This window comes from Planktothrix tepida PCC 9214 (assembly GCF_900009145.1).
Taxonomy (GTDB): domain Bacteria; phylum Cyanobacteriota; class Cyanobacteriia; order Cyanobacteriales; family Microcoleaceae; genus Planktothrix; species Planktothrix tepida.
Genome location: NZ_LN889774.1, coordinates 1 through 6,036, shown reverse-complemented (window position 1 = coordinate 6,036; position 6,036 = coordinate 1). Strand labels below are relative to the sequence as shown.

The 6,036-nt window shown below is 37.1% G+C and carries 2 protein-coding genes; both read left to right on the top strand.

Annotated elements, in window-relative coordinates:
* Positions 1-70 precede the first annotated feature (70 nt).
* The gene (locus PL9214_RS03030) at positions 71-5,350 is read left to right on the top strand and encodes an nSTAND1 domain-containing NTPase (RefSeq protein WP_072717380.1); all 5,280 of its coding nucleotides are present in this window, start codon (positions 71-73) and stop codon (positions 5,348-5,350) included.
* 181 nt (positions 5,351-5,531) lie between these two features.
* On the top strand, positions 5,532-5,909 hold the full coding sequence (locus PL9214_RS03025; RefSeq protein ID WP_072717379.1) for a hypothetical protein: 378 nt from the start codon (positions 5,532-5,534) through the stop codon (positions 5,907-5,909).
* The last annotated feature ends 127 nt before the right edge of the window (positions 5,910-6,036 follow it).

Sequence of the window (6,036 nt, the reverse complement as noted above, 5' to 3'; positions counted from 1 at the left end):
GCTTCAGGGGATGCCTCACTTGCAGCAGATTTTGTAATCTGAAATCACAACAAGCATCTAAGGTGCGGTCATGGATAAATTAGTTATCCTAAAATTTGGAGACGGTGATTGGGAACAAGGATTTTCAGTCACTCTGCAAATTGCATTAGAAGGCACTCGCCCTTCGGTGGAACTCTCCGGTCAGTTACCCCCTGCCCCAGAAATCCCTCTACGTTATAGCAACTGGCGAAAAGCTTTTCTAAATATCTTTAAGTTTCAACGAGGGTTGAAGAAACCAGCTTCACAGGTAACAAATTCATCCCAAGTGATTACTGAGTGCAGCAAGTGCGCTCAAATCTTAGCCGATACTCTTAAGACGTGGCTCAATTCTGAGCCATTTCGCCCGATTAAAGAACGGATGCTTTCTAAACTCGACTCCAATGAGTCGATTCGGGTGATTATTCAAACAGATAATTTGGAACTGCGACGACTTCCTTGGCACCTGTGGGACTTTTTTGATTCTCAGTCTTATCCTAAAGCTGAAATAGCAGTCAGTACCCCAGAATATGACCAACAGCAAAAAACAACAATTGCGAAGGAAAAGGTCAGAATTTTAGCCATTTTGGGAGATGATGAAGGAATCAACTTGGAAGCAGACCGAGAATTTCTTTCCAGATTACCAGAAACAGAAATTGTCTTTTTAGTTAAACCGAAACGCCAAGATATTAATGATCAGCTTTGGGAACAGGATTGGGATATTTTATTTTTTGCAGGGCATAGTCAAACGAAGGAAAAAACAGGAGAGATTAATATTAATCCTGATGAAAAGCTTAAAATTAGTGATTTGAAGAATGGTTTAAGGAAAGCGATTCAACGGGGTTTAAAGCTGGCTATTTTTAATTCTTGTGATGGGTTAGGGTTAGCAAATGAATTAGAAGATTTACAAATTGGGCAAATTATTGTGATGCGAGAACGGGTTCCTGATGAAGTAGCTCAAGATTTTTTGAAGTATTTTCTAAGTGCATTTGCCGAAGGTCAGTCTTTATATTTGGCAGTGCGAACAGCACGGGAAAGGTTACAGGATGGAGGAATTGAAAAGAGGTTTCCCGGTGCAACTTGGTTGCCCGTCATTTGTCAGCATCCAGCAGAATTACCGCCAACTTGGGAAAGTTTGGGAGGAGTTTGCGCTCGCATCGAACAGCCGATTTCTGAATGTCCTTATCGGGGATTATCAGCGTTTCGGGAAGAACACGCTCCTTTCTTTTTTGGGCGAGAAGTGTTTAAAAATTCCTTAGTAAAAGCCGTAAAAAAACAGCCGTTAGTGGGTGTGATTGGGCCTTCGGGGAGCGGTAAATCATCGGTGGTGTTTGCTGGAATGATACCGCAGTTAAGGGCAGAAGGAAATTGGTTAATCGGTTCTTTTCGTCCTAAAAGTTTGCCTTTTAATGAATTAGCTGCTGTTCTGGTTCGCTTTTTAGAACCACAGTTAGGAGAAGTTGAACAAGCGATAAAAGCAGAAGAATTAGCAAAAGCTCTGCGAGAGAAAAGAGTGATTTTAGCAAGTGTTGTTAGTCGAATTGTCGAAAAAAATCCAGGGAAGCGATTTCTTTTACTTGGCGATCAATTTGAGGAGTTATACACTCTTTCTCAGGATGAAGAACAGCAGCGTTTTTTGGATGAGTTACTGAGTGCAGTCGAGGCATTTGCTGAAAAACTTCCCCTTGATTTTACCTTTGTTTTTACGTTGCGGGCTGACTTTTATGGATCAGTGCTTTCCTATCGCCGTTTTAGAGATGCGGTTGATCGTTTTACCCCCCAATTGTTAGGGCCAATGGCTGATGAAGAATTACAGGCGGCGATTGAAAAACCTGCTGAATGCTATGAAGTGAAATTAGAGTCAGGTTTGACACAGCGTATTTTAGAAGATATTGCACAAGAACCTGGCAATTTACCTTTACTAGAGTTTGCTTTAACTCAGTTATGGAAAGAACAGCGCTATAGAAAATTAACTCATAGTGCTTATAGTGAAATTGAAGGGGTGCAAAAGGCGTTAGCTAAACACGCTAAAGCCGTTTATGAGGACTTAAGTCAGGATGAGCAGAAACAGGCACAACAAATATTTCTGCAATTGGTACGTCCAGGGGAAGGAACGGAGGATACCCGCCGTTTGGCAACTCGTACTGAAATTAGGGAGGGAAATTGGGGTTTAGTCAGGAAGTTGGCAGATGAGTCAGCGCGTTTGGTGGTGACGGGACGAAATGAGGCGATAGATGAGGAAACAGTGGAAATTGTCCATGAGGCACTCATTCGAGAATGGGGAAGTTTACGGGAGTGGATGAAAAAGGAGCGGGCGTTTCGCATTTGGCAGGAACAGTTGCGAACATCAATGCGACAATGGCAAGCAACAGGTCAAGATCAGGGGGCTTTACTGCGTGGTGTTCCATTATTGAATGCGAAAAAAGAGTTAGAAAATCATTCAGAGAAACTCAACGAAAATGAAAGAAATTTTATTCAGTTGAGTTGGGATTTTCAAGAGCGAGAGAAAGAACAACGCGATCGCAACCGTCGCCGAATTATCTTTGGATTAACAGGGGGTTTAGTAACAGTTTCGTTATTAGCTGTGGGGGCTGTTTGGCAATGGCAACGGGCTGAACGACAAAGCTTAATTAATGAAGTGGATAGTTTGAGTAATTTAGCATTAAATCAATTCCAGTCGGGAGAAGGGGGAATTAATGCGTTAATGATAGCAATGGAAGCCGGACAACAGTTGAAACAGTTAGTTAGAGAAGGTGAACCGTTAGCGAATTATCCGACCATAAGTCCTTTCTCGGCTTTAGAGACTATTACTCAAAATATTCGAGAAAAAAATAAGTTTCAGAGTGATACTGATGGTATAGATAAAGTTATTTTTACTCCTGATGGCAAGCATATTGTTTCTTTGGTTAGGGATGACAATAAAGTCATTATTTTGAATTTAGCTGGTCAAAAAGTAACTGAATTAGAACACTCCGATAGCGAAGAAATTTATGATTTTGCAATTAGCCCTAATGGTAAATATATTGCTACTATTAGCAACATAAGTAGCAGTTTAGGTGGAGTAGATAGAAAACTAAATATTTGGGATATTTCTGGTAAAGAACTCTTGCATACTCCTCTTTTTGATTTATTTAATTCAGTCAAATTTAGCCTCGATAATCAATATATTGCTGTCACATCAAATCGTCATAATGAAGTAATATTTTTTAATTTAGCAGGTAAACAGGTTAAAAAATTAGTAACAGATGGTGGCGGAACTATATGGAGTATAGCTTTCACTCCAAATGGTGAAGAAATTATTATAGGAAATGCTGTGGGTTTGGTACAATTTTGGAACTTACAAACGCTGCAAAAGACTAGAGAGTTGAGAACTAATACTAATCAAGTGGTCAAAATAGATATCAGTCCTGATGGAAAGAAATTATTAACTTTAGGTGTTGATATTACTCCACAAAAAACTCCAATGGCAGGTACTAGGCTTTGGAACTTATCAGATGGAAAAGTTACTGATTTTGGTCTTTTACCTATTTATTCTAATTCAAATATTGCTTCTAGTGATGTGGGGTTTAGTCCCGATGGCAAACAATTTGTTATGGTTGGTATTGATTTTGGAGGAGTTAAACTTTATGATGCTTTATCAGGAACAATTATTGATCAATTAACAATAAATGCAGCATCGGGTTACAACTTCAGCTATAGTCCTGACAGTAAAATAATTGCTATTTCTGGGATGAATGGAATTAATTTTTTGAGTAATATCCAGTCTAATTCAGTAAAATTAATGACTCAGCAAAAATTTATAGAATTACCAGTAAGCTATGAAGTAGAAAATAATAACGTTAAAATCTCAAGTCTGATCCATTTCCAATATAGTGCAGATGGTAAAAAACTTATAATAATCGATAAACTTAATAATTTCTTAGATATTTGGAATTTAGAAAAACAAGAAAAAAGAAGGATTAACTTAGGCAAAAATTTAGTAAAATACACACAATTTACAAAAGAGATTAATAATTTTGCTAGTATAACTCCAAATGGAAAATCTATCGTTATTGTCACTAACAATAGTATCCAAAAGTTTGATTTAAAAGGTAATTTAGTTTCTCAACTTGAAGCAAATATTGGTTCATCGGAAATGGTATTAAAGACTTGGTTGATGGGTAAATATGTGGCTGATATCAGTTATAGTTCTAATGGGGATGGTAGCCAGATAGCTACAATCGGGTTCAATCTTGATGATTATCTTAGTTCTGTACATTTTTGGGATTTCTCTACACAACAAGTCAAGCCATTAAAAAATAATTCTGCTCATCCAATAGTAGGTCAAGTATTAGTTAGCCCAAATGGTAAATATATTTTGACAATTTCATCAGGTATAGGTAAACTTTGGGATAGTGAAGGAAATTTACTTAATCCTTTAGATATTAAGGCAAAATCTTCATTAAAAGGAAAAGAAATCCCGTTCGTAGCAATTTTACTTGGTGATAAAGTAGAGAAAAATTTGTTCAATGAGTCAGGAGTAGAAATACTCGAAGTCTGGCAAAATTCTACAGCAATGAAAGCAGGTTTAAAAAGTGGGGATGTTATTCTGGAAATAGATGGCCGTAAGGTGGATGAATTTCAAGAAATCTGGCAATTTCAATCATTACTCAAAGGAGACTCTGGTACTTCTGTAAAACTTAAAGTCAAAAATCGTAAGGGTGATATCGTAGAAAAAACAGTTCTTAGAGAAAAATTTATATTGGATCTAAGCAATTGGCGACTTTTTCTAGGGAATAATGCAAAATTCAGCCCTGATAGTCAATATTTAGCATCATGGGATCAGGGAACACAAGATTTATCATTAAGGGATATTCAGACAAAGAAACTAACTGAGATTAACCATCAAGCTATAATTGTGAATGTATTCTTTAGCCCTGATAGCAAATTTATAGTAACAACTGGAGCAGATTATACTGCCAAAATCTGGGATTTTTCGGGCAAACTCGTTAATCAAATTAAATTACAACAAATTCCCAATGGTTTAGCTTTTAGTCCAAATAGCCAACAAATCGCAATTTTAGGTCATCTTAATGAACTAAGTGTCTGGAGTATAGAGGGAAAACAGATTGCTAAATATACAGTTCCAGAAGAAGGCCAAGGTCAGATTGTGTTTTCCCCTGATGGTAAATCTATAGCTACAGGTGGCAGAAAAGTTTTCATTTGGCGTTTAGAAAAAGACTTAAATGGTTTATTAGCAGCAGGATGTGATTGGTTAAAAGAATATTTCATAACTCATCCTGAAGAAAAACAGAAATTAAAAGTTTGTGATGTTAATACTAATTCTAAGTTGTAAGCGATCGCATTTCTGCATTGAGATCGAGAAGAGAATTTATTCAAATAACAGAGAGTTGAGATCAAACAATGAAAATTGTGGGACTTTTTTACCCACTATCCTCTTTTGCATAATCGGCATAACCTTTCCCGATAAAGAAGTAGAAACAATCATAACACTCCAACAAGGAGTATAGACTTCCATGTTTTATCTCAAATTGGCAACAGTTTCTACTTTTTTAGCAGCTACCCTTTCTACTTCATTGGTTCCGTTATCAGCACTAGCTAATTCTGTTGGGATCTCTCCTTCTCAGACAACAGAACTTTCGTTCCAGAATACACCTGCCTATGTTATTGCTCAATCTCGACAAGCCTTTACTGTTACGAAAATTTGGAGTGACTCAATCTACATCAAGAGTTCTGCTACTGGCAACGTATATGATGTTTACTATACAGGTCGTATTGGCTCTGAAGTTGGAGATACGGTTACGGTGATTATCGATGAAGATGACAACTGGATTACAATCATTAATGAACGTACAGGGAAATCAGCAGCCGTAACCAAGGTTAACCGTGTTTAACTAGCAATATTTACTCAGTTAACTTTTAGTAATGCAAATTACTTCAAAGTAAATATTGAACTAAAAAGTAGCTTAATACTTTCAAAGTAGTCTATATTTCTCATCTCCCAAGATGAGATTTTTTTTT

What these genes read in the sequence shown, in the direction of transcription:
- PL9214_RS03030 (WP_072717380.1), top strand. Translation starts at nt 71, where the DNA reads ATGGATAAATTAGTTATCCTAAAATTTGGAGACGGTGATTGGGAACAA.
- PL9214_RS03025 (WP_072717379.1), top strand. Translation starts at nt 5,532, where the DNA reads ATGTTTTATCTCAAATTGGCAACAGTTTCTACTTTTTTAGCAGCTACC.